The organism is Phytoactinopolyspora halotolerans, from assembly GCF_010550675.1.
GTDB classification, from domain to species: domain Bacteria; phylum Actinomycetota; class Actinomycetes; order Jiangellales; family Jiangellaceae; genus Phytoactinopolyspora; species Phytoactinopolyspora halotolerans.
On the sequence record NZ_JAAGOA010000002.1, the window covers coordinates 86347 to 107831 of the forward strand.

Here is a 21485-nt window from a genome sequence, read left to right on the forward strand (position 1 = left end):
CCTCGGGGTAACCCCGATCTTGGTCAGGAGGAGCGGGCGCGGGATCGGGCGGCGCGCTTCTTCGGCGCCGGACCCTTGGCACGCTTCTCCGCGATCAGCTCGGCCGCACGGTCCAGCGTCAGCTGCTCCACGGATGTGCCTCGCGGGACGGTCACATTGGTCTCGCCGTCGGTGATGTACGGCCCGAACCTGCCGTCCTTCACCACCAGCGGCTTACCGTTGGCCGGGTCGTCGCCGAGCTCCTTCAGCGGAGGTGTCGTGGTCCGCGCGCCGCGCCGTCCCTTGGGCAGGGCGAACAGCTTCTCCGCTTCCTCGACGGTAACCGTGAAGAGGGATTCCTCGTCCGGGAGCGACCGCGTGTCGGAGCCCTTCTTCACGTACGGGCCGTACCGGCCGTTGGCGGCGATGATCTCCTTGCCCTCGGCGTCCTTGCCGACCGTGCGTGGCAACGTCAGCAGGCGCAGCGCGTCGTCGAGGGTGACCGTCTCCGGCGACATGCTCTTGAACAGCGATGCGGTCGGGGGTTTCGTGCCCTTCGGCGCGTCGTCCTCCAGGATCTCGGTCACGTACGGGCCGTACCGTCCGGCCTTGGCGACGACCGTCCGTCCGGTCTTCGGGTTCACCCCGAGCTCACGGTCGCCGTTGCCGGCCTTGAGGAGCTCCCGGGCCTTCTCGACGGTCAGCTCGTCCGGAGGAAGCTCGTCCGGGATGCTTCCGCGGTTGCCCTCCTCGTCCTCGACGTACGGCCCGTAGCGGCCCACGCGAGCGGTGATGCCCTCGCCAATCGGGAACGAGGAGATGCCGCGCGCGTCGATCTCCTCGAGATTGTCCGCCAGGTGCTTGAGCCCTTCGACCTTCTCGTCACCGTGCCAGAACTGCGCCAGTTCCGCGACGCGGTCGGCCCGCCCGGCGGCGATCTCGTCGAGTACGTCCTCCATCTTCGCCGTGAACTCGTAATCGATCAGCCTGCTGAAGTGCTCCTCCAGCAGGCGGACGACGGCGAACGCCAGCCACGCCGGCACCAGGGCGTTCCCGCGCTTGAACACGTAGCCGCGGTCCAGGATGGTGCGGATGATCGAGGCGTAGGTGGACGGCCGGCCGATCTCGCGGTCTTCGAGCTCCTTGACCAGCGTCGCCTCGGTGTAGCGGGACGGTGGCTTGGTGGTGTGCCCTTCCGGCTCCACGCCGGCAGCGGTCAGCGCCTGACCCTCGGTCAGATGCGGAAGCCGCTTCTCCCGGTCGTCCAGCTCCGCCTCGGGGTCATCGGAGCCCTCGACGTACGCCTTGAGGAAGCCGTGGAAGGTGATGGTGCGGCCGGAAGCGCCGAGTTCGACGGACTCACCGGTGGACGCGGTCGCCGTCACCCGGACGGTGAGGGTCTCACCCTTGGCGTCCTTCATCTGAGAGGCGACGGTGCGCATCCAGATCAGCTCGTATAGGCGGTACTCCTCGTCGCGCAGTCCCGTCTCGGCAGGTGTGCGGAACGAGTCGCCCGCGGGCCGGATGGCCTCGTGCGCCTCCTGAGCGTTCTTCACCTTGCTGGAGTAGATTCGTGGCGCGTCCGGTAGGTAGTCCGCGCCGTAAAGCTCCTGCACCTGGGCGCGCGCGGCCCTGATCGCCGCATCGGACAGCGTGGTGGAGTCCGTCCGCATATAGGTGATGTAGCCGTTCTCGTACAGGCGCTGGGCGATCTGCATCGTCCTGGCTGCGCCGTAGCCGAGCTTGCGGGACGCTTCCTGCTGGAGCGTCGTCGTACGGAACGGGGCGTAGGGGCGCCTGGTGTACGGCTTCGCTTCGACCGAGCGCACCTGGTAGCCGACATCGTGCAACGCACCGGCCAGTGTCCGGGCACGCTCCTCGTCCAGAACGACGATGTTGCCGCGGCCCTTGACCTGCCCGTGGGAGTCGAAGTCGCGTCCGGCCGCGACCCGCGCGCCGTCCACGCTCAGCAGCTTCGCCGCGAACGCGCTGGGCTCCTCCGACGTTCCGGTGTCCAGCGTGGCGGTGATGTCCCAGTACGACGCCGCCGTGAATGCCATCCGCTCGCGCTCACGGTCGACGACGAGCCGGGTGGCGACGCTCTGTACCCGCCCGGCGGACAGGCCCTGTGTCACCTTGCGCCAGAGCACCGGCGAGATCTGATAGCCGTAAAGCCGGTCGACGATACGCCGTGTCTCCTGCGCGTCGACCAGATCCTCGTCGATGTCGCGCGGACTCTGCACGGCGTTCTGGATCGCGTCCCGGGTGATCTCGTGGAAGACCATCCGGCGGACCGGCACCTTGGGCTTGAGCTCTTCGCGGAGGTGCCAGGCGATCGCCTCGCCCTCGCGGTCCTCATCGGTGGCGAGCAGCAGCTCGTCGGCGTCCTTGAGCAGAGACTTGAGTTTCTTGACCTGATCCTTGGCGCGGCCCGCGGGGACGATGTACAGAGGATCGAAGTTGCCTTGGACGTCGACACCCACCGGGTTGCCGAAGCGTTCACGCTTGGTCTCGGGCACCTCGGTCTTCTTCGACGGCAGGTCGCGGATGTGCCCGAAGGACGATTCCACGATGTAGCCGTCGCCGAGATAGCCCGCGATGGTCTTGGCCTTCGCCGGCGACTCCACCACGACGAGGCGGCGTCCCGCCCCGTTCGCGTTCTGTGCCATCAAATCCCCTTGGTCATTCGTGACAAACCCCTCTCGAAGCAACGCACGATATACGACGGTGCTTCCATGAGAGTTCCGCGGCGGTGTACGCATGGTGGGTTCGCTCGTGCCCGTACGCCAGCGTCCAGACGTGCCGCTGGTCGAGGTGAGCGTGGTCCATGCATGATCAACACCGCCCTACTCCAGGGTGAGTGTAAGACGTCGAGGGCCCCTCGTGCTCGGGTGGACGATCTGATGAGACGGCCCGGAGGCTGTCTTCGAGCTTCAGACTGCGCCCCACCGACGGCACGGACGCACGTCGGTTTCGGCGCAGCGAACGCCTCGAACCGGCGACTTCCGGGCGAACGGTGCGGGGACCGCTGCGCCGCCTCTGTGCCGACAGTGGTCGGCCGGCGTGCCGACGGTGTTCAGGGCCGTGGGCGCGCCCCGAACACCCCGGAGCCGACCCGCACCATGGTGGAGCCCTCGTCTATGGCAATGTCCAGGTCAGCACTCATACCCATCGACAGCGTGCCCATGTGCACGCCATCGATCTGCGCGTCGCGGATTCGGTCTCGTGCTTCGCGCAACCGGCGATAGCTGGGCCGGATCAGGTCGGCGTCGGACGCGGGAAGTCCGATGGTCATCAGGCCCTGAATGCGTAGCCGGTCCAGCTTGGCCGTCTGACGGGCGAGCGTCAGCGCCTCGTCCGGCGGAACTCCGAACTTGCTGGTCTCGCCGGATGTGTTCACTTGGAGCAGAACATCCACCGTGGTGTCGAGCGTGTCCAGCCGTCGTTGTAGCCGATCGGCCAGTTCCACCCGATCGAGCGACTGTATGCAGGTCACATACCTCAGCGCCTGGTTCACCTTGTTGCTCTGAAGGTGACCGATGAGGTGGCGTTCGCAGGGCAGCGCGGACAGGTACTCATCCTTCTGGGCGAGTTCCTGGACACGATTCTCGCCGAGCAGCCGTTCACCCGCTGTGACCACCACGGCGATCCGGTCTGCGGGTACCGTCTTCGTCGCGAGCAACAGCCGCACGTCGCCGGAGCCGTGCCGACGCTGAGCTGCGGCGCGGTCGATACGTGTCCGCACGTCGTGAAGGTTGGCCAGGATCTCGTCGTCGTTCAGCATGCCGCTTCTAACCTAGTGCAATCCCGGTGCCGGGCCGGTGGCGGCTGTTGCTTCAGCCGTGCGGCGGGGCTGGGTGAGTGAAGAGGGCGGAAAATCATTGACATTCTCAATAATTGAGGAAATCATCGTGTGATTCGAGACACATCCTCGACGTCCGGCGTGTCGACGATGAAAGGACCGGATCATGCGAGCACGAATTGTGACGAGTATCGCGGCGGTCGGCTTGCTTCTGGCCGGCTGTGGAGGCGACGACGGAGAAGAGACCGAGCAGGCGCAGCCGACCGACGATTCCAATGCCTCCGGGGAGACCGAGGGTTCGGACGACGACGGTGGTGCGGACGAGCAGATGCGGAGCGTGACCGTGGGTGCCCTGCCCATCGTGCCGACGACGGCGCTGCAGCTCGGCATCGACCAGGGCTTCTTCACCGAGCACGGGATCGACGTGACGCTTGAGCTGGGCCAAGGCGGTGCGGCTTTGCTGCCGGCGGTGGTTGCGGGCGAGATCGATTTCGTCGTCGGGCAGCCGCTGCCCCTGATGCTCGCACGCGACCAGGGTCTTGACCTCCGGGTCGTGACAGGCTTCTCCGCCTCCAAACCGGAAGGAGACGACATCAACGGCGTCTTCTCCGCCGAGGGTTCGGACATCCAGAGCGCCGCTGACCTGGCTGGACAGCGGGTCGCCGTGAACACCCTCAACGGCGCCGGTGACGTGACGATCCGGGAGGCGGTCCGGCAAGACGGCGGCGATGCGGAGTCGGTGCAGTTCGTGGAGTTGCCGTTCCCCAACATGCCGGCAGCGCTGCAACAGGGTGACGTCGATGCGGTCTGGATTCCGGAGCCCTTCGTGACCACGCTCGTCGACGACGGCGCGCAGCTGGTCACGTACAACTATCAGGCGGTCGCACCGGGGCTCGACACGATGGTGACCTTCACCGGCGGCGAGCTTGCCGATGCCGATCCGGAGCTGGTGGAGGACTTCGTGGCGGCGATGGATCAGTCGCTGACCTACGCCGAAGAGAACCCGGAGCAGGTCCGGGAGACGATGGTCGATTTCCTGGACATGGATCCGGCACTGGCCGAACGGGTCGCCATCGAGACCTTCACCTCCGAGGTGAACGTCGACGCGCTGCAGACGCTCGGCGAGCTGGCGGTGCAGGACGGGCTGCTGGATGAGAGCCCCGACCTCGACACGATGCTGCACTGAGCCACGGGCGGACCTATCCCAACGACGATGAGGTGGCGGGATGCGACGACGCATGGTGCTGATCTCGGCGATGGCCACGGCTGCCGTGCTGGGGATCGGAACGCCGGCGGCCCCGGACACGGATAGGGCGGGCGAACGGTTCCCGGCCTCGCGCGAGTTCTCCGTCCAGGTCCTCTCCGGCCCTGCGGACATGGTCACCGGGGGCGAGGCGCTTGTCGAAGTGGTGGTTCCCCGGTCGGTCCCGGTTCATCAGGTGGGGATCGCGCTCAACGGGGCCGACGTCCGCGGCGTGTTCCGCGCTGCCGAAGGTGATCAACGCCGCCTGATCGGTCGTGTCGACGCCTTGCATCCCGGCTCCAACCGGCTGACGGCCACCGCGAACGGCGACGGCCTGGGCCGCCCGGCCGCCGAACTGGAGCTGGTGAACCATCCCGGACACGGGCCGGTCTTCTCTGGCCCGCAGGTGCGGATGTATTGCACCGCCGACGAGCCGCCGTGGAACCTCGGTGCGGTCGACGAGCATTGCCATGTGGACCAGGCGACGGTGACGTACCGCTACCGCACCACGTCGGGGGAGTTCCGCGACCTTCCCGCGGACGACGGGCTGCCCGGCGACGTCGCCATCACGACCACAACCGAGGGCGACGAGGTCCCGTACGTGGTCAGGGTGGAACGCGGCACGATCAACCGGGCCGTGTATGAGACGGCGATCCTGCACGAGCCCGGTACGCCGTTGCCGGACGCGTGGACCCCGACGCCAGGGTGGAACGGTGTGCTGGTCTACACGTTCGGCGGCGCCTGCGGCACCGGCCACTGGCAGGGCCGCACCACAGGCGGCGTCGAACAGGATCTGTTGCTGCGTCAGGGCTACGCCGTCGCGTCGTCCAGCCTCAACGTGTACGCCACCAACTGCGACGACGTCACGTCGGCCGAGTCGGCGATGATGGTGAAGGAACATTTCATCGAGACGTACGGTCCAGACCGTTTCACCATCGGCTGGGGCGGTTCCGCCGGGACCATGCAGCAGCTGCTGATCTCCAACGCGTACCCGGGCATCCTGGACGGCGTCGTCGGGGAGATCGGCTACCCGGACGAGCGCACCGTCACCGTCAACGGACATGACTGCCGCGCTCTGACCGGCTACTGGAATGAGACGTCGACGTCGTGGACCGCGGAGGAACGCCGGGCCGTGACCGGCTACGCCACGCCGAACGCCTGCACAGGGTTCATGTTCTTCGACGGCGTGGATTACCCGGACCGAGGCTGTGCGGACGCCATACCGGTGGCCGACCGGTGGGATCCGGAGACGAACCCCAGCGGGATCAGGTGCACCATCTCAGACCTTGTCGCCAACGTGTACGGCCGGGATGACAACGGCTACGGACGCCGCGTAGCGCCGGACAATGTCGGCGTTCAGTACGGTCTGCAGCCGCTCAACGACGGTGTGATCAGCGTCGATCAGTTCTTGGAGATGAACGAGGCGATCGGTGGGTTCGACGTCGATGGCGTGCCTACGCAGGAGCGCTCGGCGGCTGATCCGGCGGCCCTGGAGCGCGCCTACGCCACCGGGCGAGTCAACGAGTTCTCCGGCGGACTCGAATTCACCCCGATCATCGAGGTTCGGCCGTATCGGGACCTGCAAGGCGATTTCCATGATCGCTACCGGTCCTGGATGATGCGTGAGCGGATGCTGACGGCCCAAGGCAACGCCCACACCCACATCAGTTGGACCGGCCCTGGCGGCGGCGCGGTGCCCGAACAGATGCGTTCTGAGGCGCTGGCGGCCATGCATGACTGGCTGCGGATCCGTTCCGATCTCGCCGAACGCCGACCGTTGATGGGCGAGCGTGACCTGACGGTACGTAGCCGTCCCGCCGGTCTGTCTGATGGGTGTTTCACCGACGACGGCGCCAAGATCGACGAGCAGATCCAGTACGGCGTCGCGAACACATGCAACGAGCTGTATCCGTACCACGCGGATCCGCGCGTGATGGCCGGGGCGCCGCTCGCCGGCGACGTGCTGAAGTGCAGCCTGACTCGGCCGAGTCGGGACGATTACGCGGTGACGTTCACCGATGCGCAGTGGGAGCGCCTGGTGGGCATCTTCCCTGACGGCGTGTGCGACTGGGATCAGCCCGGAGTGGGCCAGGTGCCGCTGGAGGGCGTCTGGTTGACCTTCTCCGGCCGGTAGGCGCGGCATGGCCTGTGCGGACTCGCCAGCCTGCACAGGCCGCGACTGACGACGCGCCGAGCGGCGTTCAGCGTGCCGGCGGCGTCACGCCGGCGACGAACGTCATGTCGGCATAGCGCTCGCCGACCGGAGCCAGCGCGTTCAGTCTTTCGAGGTCGTCGTGTTCCAGCAGCACTTGCAGCGCGGCCACGTTGTCTTCGAGATGGCTACGGCGCCGCGTGCCGGGGATGGGCACCACGTCGTCGCCCTGTGCCAGAACCCAGGCGAGCGCTACCTGGCTGGCGGTGACGCCTTTGCTCTCGGCGATCGCCCGCACCGTGTCGACGAGCTCCAGGTTCTTGGCGAAGGCTTCGCCTTGGAAGCGGGGATGGTGACGGCGCACGTCGTCCTCGGCGAAGTCTTCTGGGGAGGTGATCGCTCCGGTGAGGAAACCCCTGCCGAGAGGGCTGTAGGGGACGATGCCGATGCCGAGCTCGCGGCATGTACCGATGATCTCGCCCTCGACGTCTCGGCTCCATAGGGACCATTCCGATTGCAGGGCGGTGATGGGATGTACGGCATGCGCGCGCCGGATCGAGTCGGCCGCCGCCTCGGAAAGACCGAGGTAGCGCACCTTCCCGGCGGTGACGAGTTCGCTCATCGCACCGATGGTGTCCTCGATGGGGACGTCGGGGTCCACACGGTGCAGGTAATACAGATCGATGTGATCGACGGCGAGCCGCCGCAGCGATCCATCGCATGACGATCGGACGTATTCGGGGGTGCCGTTGTACCCCCGATACAACGGGCGGGCAAGATCGCGAACGATGCCGAATTTGGTCGCCAGCACTACCTCGTCCCGACGCCCTGAGATCGCGCGTCCGACCAGTTCTTCGTTGATGTACGGGCCGTAGATGTCAGCGGTGTCGAGGAACGTCACCCCGAGGTCGAGGGCGTGATGGAGCGTCGCCACAGCCTCTTGCTCGTCGCGTGGACCGTAGAACTCGCTCATTCCCATACAACCGAGACCGAGCGCGGATACGGTGAGATCCGAGCGGCCGAGAGGGCGCGTTGGCAGGGTCATGTCTCTCCTCGTCGATGTCTGTGACGGTGATGTGTGGGTGAGGTGCGCAGTGCTACGCGAAGGACGTGTCTGACCCGCCGTAGATCGCGATCTTGTAATCGATCGTTTCGAGCGCGGCGTGCAGGTCTGTGAGCTGCGCTAGGACCGACTCGCGGTGGCGTACCAGCAGTTCGAGGCGTTCTGGCTGGGTCTCGGGGCCAGCCTCGACGAGCGCGAAGTACCGCTGAACCTGCCGGATCGGCATGTCCGTGTGCCGGAGTCGTGTGATGAATACCACTCGCTGGATGTCGTTCGGTGAGAACAAGCGGCGGCCGGCGTGGTCGCGGTTGACATCGAGCAGGCCGATCCGCTCGTAATACCGCAGCGTATGCGCGCTGACACCGGTCAGCTCGGCTACCTCGGAGATGCTGCGCGCGGCTGGCGCCTCGGGCGCGGAACGGTCGATCTCAGTAGTCGTCACATCGAAGACGCTAGAGCTTAGAGTGCACTCTAAGTCAAGCGATCTCGGTAGTTGACCTCAGCTTGCCGGTTCTGTCTTCGAGTGAGGGTGTGGAAGTGCGGAGCGCTGCTGTGATTCGCTGACGGCTAATCGGACCCGGTTCCGGCCGCCGCGCTTGGCGCTGTAGAGCGCGCCATCGGCGGCGAGTAGGAACTCGTCGAGCGAGATTTTGTTGCCAATCGGGTACAGCGCTGCGCCGACCGATACGGTTAGCGGTACGCGCTCGGGTTGATCGGCTGATTCCGGACTGATAAGGACCAGGGACTCGATTCGGCGTCGAACGCGTTCAGCAACCGCGATGACATCGCTCTCGGTCTGCATATTGGGAAGGATGACGACAAATTCTTCGCCACCCCATCGGCCACATGCGTCCTGATCGCGAATCTCGGCGAGTATCTCGTGGGCTACCGCGCTAAGCGCTTCATCGCCAAACGGGTGGCCGTATGTGTCATTTATCGATTTGAAGTGGTCCAGGTCGACGATAAGAATTCCAGGAGTCTCGCTTCTCTCCAGGCTCTTTGCCAACATCTGGTCGGCGTACTCATGCCACCACCCAGCAGATGCCAGTCCAGTCTTAGTGTCCACTCTGGATGCCAATTGGTACTGATGTACGAGAAAGCCGCGATGAAGTGCGACCATGGCAATCACGATGCCGGGAATGACGAATGGGTTGTTGACTACGACCGCAGCGGTAACCATTCCGAGTCCCAATGCGCCGGCATCGAGTAGCTGCTCGCTGAAGTTGGTGAATAGCTGACGAGTGGGCATCGTGGGATCTGCCATGGCGATGGCGGCAAGAACAAGAACATAGTTGATGCCCCATCGCAGGCTTGCGGCGAGAGCTATTGCGCCGAGATCGATCAAGCCGGACATGTCGGCGGAGCCAGGGGTGCCGGGATAATTCTCCATGCCGGCCGCGAGTACAGCTGCGGCGGCATAGGTTCCCAATAACACCGTGGAGCAAGAATAAATCCAACGGAACGGGATCCCCGGTCGGCCATTGTTTTTGACGCGCCACCACGCGAGTGCGTAAGTGGTCACTACCATTGCGGCAGCAAGTGCTATGGGGAGCACGATGACGGCTGCAAAGCTCCAGACTGCCTTCGTGTCGATATACGCCACGGAAGACTTGTGCCCGTAGACCCGTCGACGTTCGATGTGGCGCGTCAGCTCCATCGAGATCCACGCACCAGCCGCGAGGATACCGAAGAGCAACAGTTCATGTGTCGTGACACGGGTGGCGGGCGTCAAAGTGGCTGTGAGGATCAGGGCTGCCACATTCACGATGGTGACCAGCACGAGGACTGGTTTCGGTGCCCGCCACAGTGCCCATCCCAGACACCACTCTCGAAGTCGCCCGTTCAAGCTCGGTACCCGCCTTCGCCTGCGTCGATAGCCAACCCCCGCGAATGGTTGCCCACATACTAGCCCAATCCGTGCGAGCTGTCGCGGGCCAAATCGTGACAATAGAGATGCAACCGGACGTGCTGACTGCTGAACTCGGCGCGTCTGTCCCGTGACGGAAGGGGCCCCGTGCAACACCGGATGGTGCCGCGGCCACAGCTGGGTAGCAGCGGTGGCAGGCCCGACGACCCTTGCTGTCCGTGTGCTTCTGGGGCTGGGAGAGGTGGTGTGTGTGATGCGTGACAACACGTGGACGTGAGTTTGTGGTGGTGAGTTGGTCGGTGGTTTCGGAGAGGTGGTGTGTGTGATGCGTGACAACACGTGGACGTGAGTTTGTGGTGGTGAGTTGGTCGGTGGTTTCGGAGTGGAGGTGTGTGTGATGCGTGACAACACGTGGACGTGAGTTTGTGGTGGTGAGTTGGTCGGTGGTTTCGGAGTGGAGGTGTGTGTGATGCGTGACAACACGTGGACGTGAGTTGACAAGAACAGCCGAACGATCGATTGCGAGACATTAATGGGAGATGTCGTCGGCCTCGCCCGTAGGTGGGAAAACGGTGTGGGGCGGGGCTGTTCGATTCCAGCGAAGGGCGACCATCACGGTCACTGCAGAGCCGAGTAGCGCCGCGATTGCGATGACAATGGCTGGTGACAGCAGTTGGGCGAGGAGCCCGGCGACGATGATGCCCAGTCCTTGGGCCATGCGTAGCCCAGCTATGGCTACGCCCATGGCCTGGCCGCGGTGGTGCGCAGGCGCAAGGCGTAGATAGGTGGCTTGCGTGATCATGTCGTGAGCCGAGAACATGCCGCTGGCAGTCCACAGAACGAGCGTGACGATGAGTCCAGGTGCCAGGCCGGTCGGGAGGAGTATGGCGCTGCTCGCGATGGCCAATGGCGCGATCAACTGCAGCCGACGATCTGGGGGGATTCGTTGAAGTAGCGTCAGGCCGATGACTGTTCCTGCTGGGTTGGCGATGAGCAGCAGGCCGACCGCGACGGTATCGGCCCCGATCTGTGCTGCGTACGGAGCAGCCAGACCTTCGGGAACGACGTAGAACCCGGCACAGCATGCGATGGCCAGTAGCGTGCGCATCTGGGCGTTCTTCGCCACGATGGCCCAGCCCGCCTTGACGATTTGCCATTGTCCGATGTCCGTACGGCCGATCTGGGGTGCCGATGAGTACCGGGGGAGTCCGAATTGAATGACCGCGGCGGACAGCATGAACGTCGCAGCATCGATCAGCAGCGCCGCTGAAACGCCGACTTCTGCGACGAGCGCCGCGCCGGACCCGAAGCCGATGACCAATCCGACCTGATATGTCATCGAGATCGCACCGATGCCGACGGTGAGCCGGTCCCCGGACAGCATGTCGGCGAGTACCGCCTGCCTCGCCGAAGAGAACGGTGCGGACAGAAGCTGGATCAGCACCAGCAGCCCGCATTGGACTGCCAGATGCACGCCCGGGATCGCCATGAGGATGAGGAGCCCGGCGCGAGCAAGGTCGGTGACCACCATGACGGTGCGACGCGGGAAACGATCAGCCAAGCCGGCCAGTGTCGCGCCGCCGATGAGATCCGGGATGTACGTCAGCGCATAGGTCAGGGCGGTGAGCCCTGCCGATTCGGTGCGCTGGAAAACAAGAATCGTGATGGCGACGCGAGCGAGCTGGTCGCCGATCACGGACAGGGCATGCGCTATCCACAGTCGACGGAACTCACGCACGGAGAACACGTCTCGGTAAGAAGCGGGCCGCCCAGGCATCGTGGAGAGAGTCTGCTCAGTTCCGCTGCGCAGAGCAAGTTCCCATGACTGGGCGTGAAGTGCTGCTATACGCCGGGGTGTGCCGCGGCTTCACCGATGCCCGCGCCTTTCGCGCTGGTCGTCGGCATCGTGCGGTACAACTGGGCCGTTGTTACTCATAACCGAACAGCTGTGTCCAGTAGATGCCGTCATCGCCCTCGGCCACGCCGACGCCGATCGCCGCCGACTCGCAGTTGAGTATGTTCGCGCGGTGTCCCTCGCTCTTCATCCATCCTTCGACGACGGCTTCGGCAGTGGTGTATCCCATGGCGATGTTCTCGCCTGACCAACGCGGGTAGCCCGCCGCTTCCGCTCGGTCTCCGGGGCCTTCCCCCTCGGGGCTGGTGTGGCTCATGTAGTTCCGCTCCGCCATGTCATCGCTGTGCGACTGCGCTGCTTGGTGCAGGCGGTCGTCTACGTGAAGGTCCTCGCAGCCATGGGCACGTCGCTCGTCATTGGTGAGTTCGACGACGCGATCTTCCATGTCGTCCAGGCCGGGCGGCTGCGGCGCTGGTTCGTCGGACTCCGGCGGGTCCTCGTCGTCCTTTGGCGGTTCCTCGTCGTCGTCTGGCGGCGGTGGCGGTTCCTCTTCGTCCGGGTCTTGGTCCTCAGGAGGTTCGCCGGTCGGTGTGGCCGTCGGCGTCGCTGTGGGCTGCTCGGGCTTGGTAGAAGGGTCGTCCGGCGGCGGCGATACCGTCGCAGATGGCTTCTGCTCAGGCGTCGGTGACCGGTCGTGCATGGCCGCGAACTCGTCGGCCTGAACGGTGGCGGCGGGCCGCCCGACATCGCCCAGCGTGGTGGTCTGCTCTGCCTCCGCGCATGCCACGACGGCGCTGCCGACGACGATGAGCAGGGCGATTCGACGGCAGCACCGGGAGACCATGCCAGCGCTACCTCCGACGCGATGAGACGACCAGGACTAGGGCACGCATACCCGCCTTACGCCGCCCGTCAAACGTCGTATGGCCGCCTTTGGAGCGGTTTGTGCGCGCGGCTGATCATAGCGACGTCAACCAGGCCCACATCGTCCGGCCGACCAGATCGAGCTGATCGGTATCGACCACCTCCGGAACGTCGTCCGGTGAGTGGTATGCCTCGTAAGGGACGCTGCCGAGCCGAGCGGACGGGAGTTCGGCCTTCTCGAAGGACCAATGGTCGCTCGCCCGGTTCTCACAAGCCTCGGCTGGAACGTCGATCGACTCCGCGGCTTCGATCAACGCATCCCGGAGCTGCGTCGTGCCGGTCCCGCCGGTACAGATCGGGACGTGATCCGCAGCGACGCCGACGCGGTCGAGCGAGACCATGCCCACCAACGCCTCTTGCTGATCCGCGGGCATGTCCGCCACGTACTGCTGGGATCCGAAGTGATGCATATCGTCGCCCTCGCCGCGCGGCTCCTCGGCACCGAATGCGATGAACCGTACCGGCACCGGTGGCGCTTCGACGCTGGCCATGCGCGCCAGCTCCATCATGACGGCGACGCCGGAGGCGTTGTCTTCCGCGCCCGGTGCCTGCGGGACCGTATCCAGATGCGCACCGATGATCACGTGCGCCTCATCCGGATCGAAACCCGGTGGGTCGGCGATGACGTTGGTGGACTCGCCTTCTCCGACGTCGACGCCCCAGGAGTTGCCGGCGGGCACGGGCACCTGGACGTGCGAGATCTCGTAGTCGAGACCTTCGAACCGATCGGTGATGTCGTCCGCAGCGCGGGCGAACGCGTCGGAGGTTCCCTCCCGGGGTCCGATCTCACCGGCAAGGTGTTCGATCGTGTCGAATGCGGCGTCGGCGTCGAACATGACCGGTTCCGGCGTGGGGGTAGGGGTCGGCGTCGGTGTCGGGCTTGGGCTCGACGTCGGAGTCGGGGGCGTCGTCGGCGGTGACGTCGTCGGGGACTCCTGCTCCGCAGGCGTCGTCCCGGCTGGAGACGACGAGCCGTCGTCGTCACCGTTGCAGGCCGTGACGAGCACCGCGGCCGCTACGACGCCCCAGAGGGTCAGCGATCTGCGCACACATCCCATAGCACCTCGCCGAGCCGTCCACGTGCAAGCGTGCGCAGAACTGGAAGTTGTCCGCCCGCTCGACCGTAGAGGACCTTGTAGAAACGGGATGGCGGTTGATCGCGTGTTCTTCACCGGCGGCGCTCGGCGGCCGCGATGAATTCGTTCAGCGCCTGCCGTGACCGACTGAGGTCACCGATCCGCTCGTCCAGTTCTGCGAGCCGCGCCTGCAGCGTGGTCAACAGCTCGTCGCACGGCTCGAGCTCGGGCGCTTCACCGCTTACGCAAGGCTGCACGTAGCTGATGTCGTCCGTCGACAACCCCGCTTCGAGGAGTCGCCGGATCTGGGCGACACGCAGGACTGAGTCGTCATCATACTCACGGTATCCGTTGCCTGCGCGTTTCGGCTCCAGCAGACCCTTGGACTCGTAATAGCGCAACTGATGGGCCGCCACGCCGGTTCGCTCGCTCAGCTCACCGATCCGCATTCGCCCGGCGCTCTTGACCTTCACACCGGTATCAACGTTGATGATGCCGTCATGTCTTCCAATTCAACGAAACGCAGGGCTCGACCACTGCTGAGCAGTGAAGGCTCTGGCCGACCGCGTAGCGGCTGCGGGTCTGGAGAGGACAGCTACGCAGCCATGGTGCAGCTGTTTCGGAAAGACGCACGTTCGACGATCGCAGGAGATCCGGAATGACCGACCTGTCTACCTCCAACCGGAGTACTGCCGCTGCTGATGGAGGCCGCCGTCCTGTCACGGTCATCGGACTCGGCTCAATGGGCGCTGCGCTGGCGCGGGCGTTCCTTCGGGCAGGCCATGTGACGACTGTGTGGAATCGCACGGCCGAGAAGACGACACCGCTGGCGGACGAGGGCGCCAGCCAGGCGACGACGGTAGCGGCCGCCGTTGCGGCCAGCCCGCTCATCGTCACCTGCCTTACCGGCTTCGACGAGACCCGAGCTGCGCTCGAACCGGCGGCGTCGCAATTGGTGGGACGTGACCTCGTCACGCTCAATACCGGCTCCCCTGCCGGGGCGCGCGATATGGCCGCGCTGGCGACCGAATGGGGTGCACGATTCCTGGCCGGTGCGATCAAGGATGTGCCCGGGGCCATTGGCCAACCAGAGACTCTGCTGACATACAGCGGCGACCCGGCCGTGTTCGCCGACCATGCCGCGACGCTCCGTGTGCTGGGCGGCGAAACGGTCTATCTCGGAGAAGAACCCGACCTCGCAGCCTTCTACGAGATGGCGGTGGGCGGGCTCCTGCTGCCGACCCTGATGGGCTTCTTCCAAGGCGCGGCGGCCTTGCAGAGTCGAGGGCTGGCGGCGGCGAGCATGGTCGGCTACACCGAGAAGTGGCTCGACATGATCAAGAACCTGCTGCCCGGTCTGGCCGACCAGATCGACCGGCGCGACTACAGCGACGCGTCGTCTTCGATCGACCTCTTCCTCAGCGTCGCAGCGGCCGAGCAGGAGTTCGCCAGTGAGACCGGCGTCGACGTCGCCTGGCAAGATGCGGCATGGGATCGCGTACGCCGGGCATCGGAGCTAGGTTACGGAGACCAGGAGATCTCAGCCGTCACCGAAGTGCTTCGGCCCCACAGGCCAGGCGATGACGGCGACGATCCCGGTCGACGGGACACTGGGAACTCCCGCGATGGCACTCCGTCGACAGTGGAGACCAGCAAGGCATGACGCGTCCGCGGGGTACGTCGGGACTGTTGCGTCAGGCGTAGAACCGGAACACCGGCTGCGCGACGCAGACGGGCTTGGCGATGCCCTCCGCCTCGATGGTGGCATCCACCGCGAGCTGGAAACCCCCAGTCACCTCAGTGACGTCCGCGACGGTGGCGCCGAGCCGGACGCGTGCGCCGGCTGGAACCGGTGCCGGGAAGCGCGCGGAATTCAACCCGTAGTTGACCTTCGTGGTCACGCCGTGCACCTCGAGCAACTCAGACCACAACGGGATGATCAACGACAGCGTCAGGTAACCGTGGGCGATTGTTCCTCCGAACGGTCCAGCCTTGGCTCGCTCCGGATCGACATGGATCCACTGGTGGTCGTCGGTGGCGTCGGCGAAGGTGTCGATGCGTTTCTGCTCGATGCTCAGCCAGCTGCTGTGGCCGAGATGTCGGCCGATGAGTTCAGGCAGCTCGGCGTAACTGACGGTGGTCGTCATGGGGTTCCTTCCGCGTCGTCCGGAGGAGTCGGGAACTGCTCTCCCACGCTCTGCTGATGCGGCTCGAACACGGTCGGCCACGCGTCGGCGATCGCCTCCGGGCTCCAGCCGCCGTCCGCGTATCCGGCGACCACCTGCTGCGGGTGGGACCAGAGGGAAAGCCGATCACCGCCGACGCCGATGGCCTGCCCGGTGACGCCCGCGGCGGCATCCGAGGCGAGGAAGGCGACGATGCCCGCTGCGTCGTCCGGTGTGCCGAAAGCCAACGCTCGGCGCGCGAACGCCGGCAGCGGATCTCCGTTGTTGGCGGCGTCGACGTAGGGGCGCAGAAACGGAACAGTCTCGGTCATCGCCGTGGCGGCGACCGGGATGACGGCGTTCACCGTGACGCCGGCGCGGGCGAGCTCCATCGACCAGGTGCGAACCATGCCGATGATCCCGGCTTTGGCAGCGGCATAGTTGGTCTGCCCGAACGTTCCGCGCTGCCCGGTGGGTGAACCGATGCAGATGATCCTGCCGCCGTCGCCCTGTTCGCGGAATCGGACCGCGGCGGCGCGGGCACAGGTGAAGGTGCCTCTCAGATGAACGCCGACGACGGTGTCGAAGTCGTCATCGGTCATCTTCCACAGCACCTTGTCGCGGAGGACTCCGGCGTTGGTGACGATGGCGTCCAGCCGGCCGAACTCGGATACAGCCTGATCGACGAGGGCTTGCGCGACATCGGCGGTACCGACCGCGCCCACGTGCGCCACCGCCGTCCCGCCGCGTCCGGTGATCGCATCGACAGCGGCCTTGGCGGCGTCGGAGTCTACGTCGTTGACGACGACCTGAGCGCCGAGTGCAGCCAGCTTCGCGGCGTACGCGAAACCGAGACCGCGCCCGCTGCCGGTCACGACCGCGACCTTGCCGGTGAGGTCCACGTCATGTCCTTTCCGCCGTCCTACTGTGGCCTCAACAGTAGAAGCAAATAGTTGAAACTGTCAATCATTGATAACCTCATCTAGTTGCTCCACACACGAAAGGCGTTCGCATGTCTCAGAGCGGGGATGGTGAACTCCATCTGCTGGACGACGTTGGGTACCTGCTGGCGCGCAGCAGCGGGATCACCGTCCGTCGCACCAACGAGGCGCTGGCCGACCTTGGCCTGCGCGTGCGCCAGTATTCGGTGTTGTCAGCGGCGTGCGACACGGGCGGGATATCGCAGCGGGCTTTGTCGGATTTCCTCGGCCTCGACCCCAGCCAGATCGTCGCGCTCGCCGACGACCTGCAAGAGCGCGGCCTGGTCGAGCGGGTGCCGGATGAACGGGACCGTCGAACACGCTTGATCACGCCCACGGAAGCTGGACGTCAGCTGTACGCTCAGGCGCGGGCTGCCGCTGAAGGCAGTTCGGAACTTTCGTTGGCGTCCCTGACCGAGGACGAGAGAACTGTGCTGCGCGACCTGTTGCGTCGAGTGGTCACGGCCGCGGTGACGCCCGTCGCCGCAGCCTCCTAGGTCCAGCGCCCTTGGCGCTGGGCAGAGCGGTGGAGCACGTCGCAGCGGCGAGAATCGCAGCCGCCAGCAGGGCTGCCTGGGCACCATGCCGGTCGGCGAGGACACCGGCCGTCGCCGGGCCCGCGATGGTGCCGACGCCGAGGAAGAAGACAGTCGCGCTGAATCCGGCAGTGGGTCGTTCGGGGAAGACCTGGTAGCTCCAGACCGCGAGCAGCGCCGACCCGGCCATGAAGCTGGGGCCGTACAGTATGGCGGACAAGCCCACCCCGAGTGGAGTCCCAGGTGCAGCCCACAGCAGCGCGGCAGCGACACTCAGCAGGCTGAAGATCAGCACATGGGAACGGCGCAGGCCCAGCCTGGCGAATACCGCACCGGTGGCCACGCCTGTCATCCCAGCGACGCCGGTGATCGTCCAGAACACCGCCGCAGTGCGGCTGCCGCCGCCGCTCACGCCGGCGGCGGTTATCGTGTCGACCGCCAGTAACCAGTAGACAGAGCCCGTGCAGCCGTACGACAGCGCGGTCAGCGCGAGCGGCGCAACTCCGCGGCGGGCGAACCAGCTGAGGCTGAGCGCCGCCGCTCGGCGTTCCCGGGCGGGCGCGGCCGGGCCGGAAGGAAGCACCCGGACGTTGTAGACGGTCGCGGCGAACGCTCCGATCGCGAATACCAGCCACGCATACCGCCATGCGGTTCCGTACATGACCATCGCGAGCGGTCCGGCGACGGCGACGCCGAACGCTGTCCCGCTCGGTATCAGCGCGAGAACTCGTTCGCGGCGCCCCGGGGGGAGCGCCCGGTCGACGGCGTCGGAGAAGGGCGCCCATACCCAGCCGGGGCTCGTCCCTGCGAGTACCAGGCCGGCGACGAGCCAGGGCCACTGCTGAGCGAGCGCGACGATGGCCATACCGGCCGTTGCGGAGCAGCCGCCGATGGTGACCAGAACTCGCGGGCCGACTCTGGCCGCACAGAGGCCCACCAGGAGCAGAGCGCCGAGGTAACCGGCGTATGTGGCACTTCCGATCATGCCGACGACGGACAACGGCAGGTCGAACTCGGCGCGGATATCCGGGAGGAACAGGCCGTAACCGTAGCGGGCGAATCCGAAGGAGACCCCGACCGCGGCAAGCCCGGCGAGGCTCAGCCGACGTGCTGCTGACGGATGCCGATACGAGCTTGGGGAAACCGGCTCTGCGGCGGCGTGTGGCATGCACCCCATGCTTCGTGACGGAACATGACGCCACCAGTGGCGCACGCGTCACTATACGATAAGATTACGCCATGATCGACAAGGCGTCGCTCCACCATGTCGCCGTGCTGGCCTACCGGGGTATGTCCGCCTTCGAGTTGGGCATCGTCACCGAAGTCTTCGGCGTGAAGTGGCCGGACGCCCCCGCCTACCGGCTGACCATCTGTGCCGAGGGGCCGGATGAGGTGGACGTCGTCGGAGGGGCGGTGCTTCGCACACCACATGGGCTCGACACATTCGCCTCGGCGGACACGGTCATCGTTCCGAGCGTCTCCGACGTCGACGCCGAAGCAAGCCCTGAATTGACGGCCGCGTTGCGTCGTGCCCACGACCGCGGCGCCCGCATCGTGTCGATCTGCACCGGCACCTTCGCGCTCGCATCGTCGGGTTTGTTGGACGGGCGGCGAGCCACCACCCATTGGCTTTACGCCGACATCCTCCGCCGCCGGTACCCCCGGATCGAGGTCGACCCCACGCCGTTGTACATCGACGAGGGTGACATTCTGACCAGCGCGGGAAGCGCTGCCGGCCTGGATCTCTGCGTCCACCTGGTCCGCCGTGATCACGGGGCGGCCGCGGCCAACACCGTTGCGCGGCGTTTGGTCGTGTCGCCGCACCGGGACGGCGGCCAAGCCCAGTACATCGAGGCGCCGGTGGCGGCCGACCCGCATGACGACAGGATCGCCGCCAGCATGTCGTGGGCACTGGGACGGCTCGCGGGGCCTATGACGGTAGAGACGCTCGCGCGGCAGGCGGCGATGTCACCGCGGACCTATCTGCGACACTTCACGCGTGCCACCGGAACCAGCCCGATCCGGTGGCTGATCGCACAGCGAGTGCAAGCCAGTCTTCCCCTCCTTGAACACGGGGACACGCCGGTGGAGCAGATCGCCGCCCGGGTCGGGTTCGACAGCGCGGTCACCTACCGGCATCACTTCGCCCGGGCCATGCGCACGTCGCCGTCGGCCTACCGGCGCGCCTTCCGAGCGTCCTCGCAAGAGCCGACGGAGCCGACGCCGCCTCCCGCACCGTGAGCGCCACACGCCCTCACATGGCAGGACGCCCGTCGGCGGTGTTGAGGAAACCGTCCTGCAGCAGCGTGCGTACCCGGGGGAGCACCTGCCCCCGCAGACGTCCGCCGTCGACGTCGAGCACATCGGCGAGGGCGTCGATGATCGCTCCCACGGGTAGCGTGCCATCGCAGGCGCCGACGAATCCCGCCTCCGCGGTGCCGCTCTGCACTGCACGCATCATGCCGCGGTGCTGACGCAGGACGAGGTGCTCCGGGTCCTGTTCCCCGGGCTGCCCGATCTGCTCCAGGACGACGTCGTCGGCGACGGTGAGATGCAGATCGAGCAGCGCGTCGTCGTCGATGCGAAGCCGATCGACCCGGTCGAACCAATCGCCGATGACGGGTGCCAGCGGCTGCTCCACCGCGTGCGGCCAGCCCTCGATGCGCACCGTCGGACTATCCGCCCCGGACTGTCGCAGGTTGATCCAGCCGAAACCGATGCCCTCCACACCGTTCTCGTCGAACCATGCCAGCCAGTCGCGGTACATCTGGTCGTCCCCGGGGCTGCCGGTCTCGCCGGAGTCGCGCAGCCAGAGTTCGATGTATTCGGCCGGGTCCTGAACCTCACGCTGGATTACCCATGCGTCGCAGCCGGTCTGTTCGACCCAGGCCCCGACGCGCTCCTGCCAGTCCTGGCCACGGATGTGCATCCAGTTGGCCAGGGACTGCAGCATTCCGCCGTCGCCGAGCCGGGAAGCGCCTTCGACGACGACGCGACGGCTCGCCTCGTCGCCGGCCAGACCGCTGTCCCGGTAGACGTAGCGCCCGCCCGGCGAGACGACGAACGGGGGGTTGGTGGCGATCAGATCGAAGCGCTCGTTCGCGACGGGCGCGTAGAGGCTTCCCTCCCGGACGTCGACCTCGATTCCGTTGAGCCGAGCGGTGAGCGATGCCATCGCCAGCGCTCGGCGGTTGACATCGGTGGCGACGACGGTGTCGCAGTGCCGGGCCAGATGCAGGGCCTGGACCCCGCAGCCGGTCCCGAGATCCAGTGCGCGGGCGACCGGTCGGCGGATCGTCAGTTGTGCCAGCGTGCTCGAGGCGCCGTTGAGACCCAGGACGTGGTCCACGGGTAACGCAGCGGAACGGCCGTCCAGCCCGGGAGTGAGGTCCGCGGCGACCCACCAATCTCCGGCGTCGTCGGCGTATGGCCGGATGTCGACCAGCGCCCAGGCACGGTCCCCGTCGGCGGCCAGGATTCCGCCGTCGACCAGGCTTTCCAGCGGCAACAGGCGCCGCACCTCGGATACCGGGACCGCACGCTGGAACCGCCACAGCCTGGTCAGCAGGGCGAGCGCCGAACGGTCGGCGTCGAGTCTCAGCCGGCCGGGGATCGTGCGGTTGCGGTTGAGCGCGGCAGCGGCCCGGTCCCCGAGGAGGTCGTGGACCGCATCGACCGTGTACCGCGCCTCGGCCAGGGCGTGGCGTAGCTGAGCGACGTCGTCGTCAGCGAGGCCGGGCAGCGGTAGGGCGGGAGGAACAGACGGGTCGGTCGCGGGCCGGTGGGCCGGGCTGGCTGAGTCATCAGTCACGCTGGCCATTGTGGCTCAGATCGGTGCAGCGT

General features: G+C 66.3%; 18 protein-coding genes. 5 read left to right on the top strand and 13 right to left on the bottom strand.

Features of this window, described 5'->3' with window-relative positions; all coding sequences use genetic code 11:
- Positions 1-23: 23 nt before the first annotated feature.
- Together topA and G1H10_RS02725 are read right to left on the bottom strand one after the other, a co-directional pair.
- Entirely contained in the window at positions 24-2648 is a 2625-nt protein-coding gene (gene topA / locus G1H10_RS02720) for a type I DNA topoisomerase (RefSeq protein WP_163732345.1), read from the bottom strand.
- A 407-nt stretch (positions 2649-3055) separates the two neighbouring features.
- Positions 3056-3763, bottom strand: a complete 708-nt coding sequence (locus G1H10_RS02725) for a YggS family pyridoxal phosphate-dependent enzyme (protein ID WP_163732348.1) — start codon at positions 3761-3763, stop codon at positions 3056-3058.
- A gap of 184 nt (positions 3764-3947) precedes the next feature.
- Between G1H10_RS02725 and G1H10_RS02730 the strand changes: the two genes are divergently transcribed.
- Entirely contained in the window at positions 3948-4967 is a 1020-nt protein-coding gene (locus G1H10_RS02730; protein ID WP_163732351.1) for an ABC transporter substrate-binding protein, read from the top strand.
- A gap of 40 nt (positions 4968-5007) precedes the next feature.
- A complete protein-coding gene (locus G1H10_RS02735; RefSeq protein WP_163732353.1) occupies positions 5008-7158 on the top strand; it encodes a DUF6351 family protein in 2151 nt (716 codons plus the stop codon).
- A gap of 67 nt (positions 7159-7225) precedes the next feature.
- Here the strand turns inward: G1H10_RS02735 and G1H10_RS02740 are convergent, their stop codons facing one another.
- The 7 genes from G1H10_RS02740 to G1H10_RS02770 form a co-directional block, all read right to left on the bottom strand.
- Positions 7226-8221: an aldo/keto reductase gene (locus tag G1H10_RS02740; protein WP_163732357.1), complete on the bottom strand. Its 996-nt coding sequence runs from the start codon at positions 8219-8221 to the stop codon at positions 7226-7228.
- 52 nt (positions 8222-8273) lie between these two features.
- Positions 8274-8681 carry a MerR family transcriptional regulator gene (locus G1H10_RS02745; RefSeq protein WP_163732360.1) on the bottom strand — a complete coding sequence of 136 codons (408 nt, stop codon included), beginning with the start codon at positions 8679-8681 and terminating at the stop codon, positions 8274-8276.
- Positions 8682-8738: 57 nt separating this feature from the next.
- Positions 8739-10019, bottom strand: coding sequence for a GGDEF domain-containing protein (locus G1H10_RS02750; protein ID WP_216852834.1), 1281 nt, complete (start codon positions 10017-10019; stop codon positions 8739-8741).
- A gap of 616 nt (positions 10020-10635) precedes the next feature.
- Entirely contained in the window at positions 10636-11844 is a 1209-nt protein-coding gene (locus tag G1H10_RS02755) for an MFS transporter (RefSeq protein ID WP_216852835.1), read from the bottom strand.
- A gap of 190 nt (positions 11845-12034) precedes the next feature.
- Entirely contained in the window at positions 12035-12805 is a 771-nt protein-coding gene (locus G1H10_RS32240) for a CAP domain-containing protein (RefSeq protein ID WP_216852836.1), read from the bottom strand.
- Between the two features lie 115 nt (positions 12806-12920).
- A complete protein-coding gene (locus G1H10_RS02765; RefSeq protein ID WP_216852837.1) occupies positions 12921-13934 on the bottom strand; it encodes a M28 family metallopeptidase in 1014 nt (337 codons plus the stop codon).
- A gap of 119 nt (positions 13935-14053) precedes the next feature.
- Complete coding sequence (locus tag G1H10_RS02770) at positions 14054-14410, bottom strand: MerR family transcriptional regulator (RefSeq protein ID WP_163733273.1); 357 nt, start codon at positions 14408-14410, stop codon at positions 14054-14056.
- A 209-nt stretch (positions 14411-14619) separates the two neighbouring features.
- On the opposite strand from G1H10_RS02770, the gene G1H10_RS02775 reads away from it, so the two are divergent.
- Positions 14620-15624 (top strand): NAD(P)-dependent oxidoreductase, encoded by a 1005-nt coding sequence (locus tag G1H10_RS02775; protein WP_163732376.1) that lies wholly within the window; start codon positions 14620-14622, stop codon positions 15622-15624.
- 31 nt (positions 15625-15655) lie between these two features.
- Here G1H10_RS02775 and G1H10_RS02780 read toward each other — a convergent pair whose 3' ends face one another.
- Together G1H10_RS02780 and G1H10_RS02785 are read right to left on the bottom strand one after the other, a co-directional pair.
- Positions 15656-16108, bottom strand: a complete 453-nt coding sequence (locus G1H10_RS02780) for a MaoC family dehydratase (RefSeq protein WP_163732380.1) — start codon at positions 16106-16108, stop codon at positions 15656-15658.
- Complete coding sequence (locus G1H10_RS02785) at positions 16105-17028, bottom strand: SDR family NAD(P)-dependent oxidoreductase (protein WP_163732383.1); 924 nt, start codon at positions 17026-17028, stop codon at positions 16105-16107. The genes G1H10_RS02780 and G1H10_RS02785 overlap by 4 nt, the downstream gene beginning before the upstream one ends.
- A 110-nt stretch (positions 17029-17138) precedes the next feature.
- Here G1H10_RS02785 and G1H10_RS02790 point away from each other — a divergent pair, with 110 nt between their 5' ends.
- The gene (locus G1H10_RS02790; RefSeq protein ID WP_163732386.1) at positions 17139-17603 is read left to right on the top strand and encodes a MarR family winged helix-turn-helix transcriptional regulator; all 465 of its coding nucleotides are present in this window, start codon (positions 17139-17141) and stop codon (positions 17601-17603) included.
- On the opposite strand, the gene G1H10_RS02795 is transcribed toward G1H10_RS02790, so the two are convergent.
- Positions 17566-18810: a YbfB/YjiJ family MFS transporter gene (locus G1H10_RS02795; protein ID WP_163732388.1), complete on the bottom strand. Its 1245-nt coding sequence runs from the start codon at positions 18808-18810 to the stop codon at positions 17566-17568. The two genes, G1H10_RS02790 and G1H10_RS02795, sit on opposite strands and share 38 nt — an antisense overlap.
- A gap of 71 nt (positions 18811-18881) precedes the next feature.
- On the opposite strand from G1H10_RS02795, the gene G1H10_RS02800 reads away from it, so the two are divergent.
- On the top strand, positions 18882-19883 hold the full coding sequence (locus tag G1H10_RS02800; protein ID WP_174264019.1) for a helix-turn-helix domain-containing protein: 1002 nt from the start codon (positions 18882-18884) through the stop codon (positions 19881-19883).
- A 13-nt stretch (positions 19884-19896) separates the two neighbouring features.
- Here the strand turns inward: G1H10_RS02800 and G1H10_RS02805 are convergent, their stop codons facing one another.
- Positions 19897-21453: a DUF7059 domain-containing protein gene (locus G1H10_RS02805; protein WP_216852839.1), complete on the bottom strand. Its 1557-nt coding sequence runs from the start codon at positions 21451-21453 to the stop codon at positions 19897-19899.
- Positions 21454-21485: the final 32 nt, after the last annotated feature.

Excerpts from the sequence above, each read along its gene's own strand:
- topA (WP_163732345.1), bottom strand. The coding sequence starts at position 2,648 with ATGGCACAGAACGCGAACGGGGCGGGACGCCGCCTCGTCGTGGTGGAG.
- G1H10_RS02725 (WP_163732348.1), bottom strand. The coding sequence starts at position 3,763 with ATGCTGAACGACGACGAGATCCTGGCCAACCTTCACGACGTGCGGACA.
- G1H10_RS02730 (WP_163732351.1), top strand. The coding sequence starts at position 3,948 with ATGCGAGCACGAATTGTGACGAGTATCGCGGCGGTCGGCTTGCTTCTG.
- G1H10_RS02735 (WP_163732353.1), top strand. The coding sequence starts at position 5,008 with ATGCGACGACGCATGGTGCTGATCTCGGCGATGGCCACGGCTGCCGTG.
- G1H10_RS02740 (WP_163732357.1), bottom strand. The coding sequence starts at position 8,221 with ATGACCCTGCCAACGCGCCCTCTCGGCCGCTCGGATCTCACCGTATCC.
- G1H10_RS32240 (WP_216852836.1), bottom strand. The coding sequence starts at position 12,805 with ATGGTCTCCCGGTGCTGCCGTCGAATCGCCCTGCTCATCGTCGTCGGC.
- G1H10_RS02770 (WP_163733273.1), bottom strand. The coding sequence starts at position 14,410 with ATGCGGATCGGTGAGCTGAGCGAGCGAACCGGCGTGGCGGCCCATCAG.
- G1H10_RS02775 (WP_163732376.1), top strand. The coding sequence starts at position 14,620 with ATGACCGACCTGTCTACCTCCAACCGGAGTACTGCCGCTGCTGATGGA.
- G1H10_RS02780 (WP_163732380.1), bottom strand. The coding sequence starts at position 16,108 with ATGACGACCACCGTCAGTTACGCCGAGCTGCCTGAACTCATCGGCCGA.
- G1H10_RS02790 (WP_163732386.1), top strand. The coding sequence starts at position 17,139 with ATGTCTCAGAGCGGGGATGGTGAACTCCATCTGCTGGACGACGTTGGG.
- G1H10_RS02795 (WP_163732388.1), bottom strand. The coding sequence starts at position 18,810 with ATGCCACACGCCGCCGCAGAGCCGGTTTCCCCAAGCTCGTATCGGCAT.
- G1H10_RS02800 (WP_174264019.1), top strand. The coding sequence starts at position 18,882 with ATGATCGACAAGGCGTCGCTCCACCATGTCGCCGTGCTGGCCTACCGG.